Origin of the sequence: Bacteroides caecigallinarum, from assembly GCF_016902295.1 — a bacterium.
In the GTDB taxonomy this organism is placed as follows: domain Bacteria; phylum Bacteroidota; class Bacteroidia; order Bacteroidales; family Bacteroidaceae; genus Phocaeicola; species Phocaeicola caecigallinarum_A.
In genome coordinates this window covers 1-358 of sequence record NZ_JACJLQ010000176.1, presented here as the reverse complement: position 1 = coordinate 358, position 358 = coordinate 1, and the positions used below count along the sequence as shown (strand labels likewise).

3 tRNA genes are annotated in these 358 nt (G+C 55.0%); all 3 read left to right on the top strand.

Annotated features, from left to right (window positions below):
* The first annotated feature begins 32 nt into the window (after nt 1–32).
* Nucleotides 33–107: transfer RNA gene (locus tag H6A27_RS14705), tRNA-Pro, on the top strand.
* 37 nt (nt 108–144) lie between these two features.
* Nucleotides 145–219 (top strand) — tRNA-Pro (locus H6A27_RS14700).
* 50 nt (nt 220–269) lie between these two features.
* Nucleotides 270–344 (top strand) — tRNA-Pro (locus tag H6A27_RS14695).
* The last annotated feature ends 14 nt before the right edge of the window (nt 345–358 follow it).

The following is a 358-nucleotide window of genomic DNA, read 5'->3' as shown; positions in this document are numbered from 1 at the left end:
TACCTTTGCACCGCAATTGAGAGAAACGCCTTCGGGGTGTAGCGCAGTCCGGTTAGCGCACCTGCTTTGGGAGCAGGGGGTCCCAGGTTCGAATCCTGGTACCCCGACAAGGTTTAGTAACTCAAGTTTTGATTAAAACGTCTTCGGGGTGTAGCGCAGTCCGGTTAGCGCACCTGCTTTGGGAGCAGGGGGTCCCAGGTTCGAATCCTGGTACCCCGACAAGACGATGAAGACAACGTTCTTCGGAAAATTGGATTTAAACATGTCTTCGGGGTGTAGCGCAGTCCGGTTAGCGCACCTGCTTTGGGAGCAGGGGGTCCCAGGTTCGAATCCTGGTACCCCGACAAGAAGAGGAAGA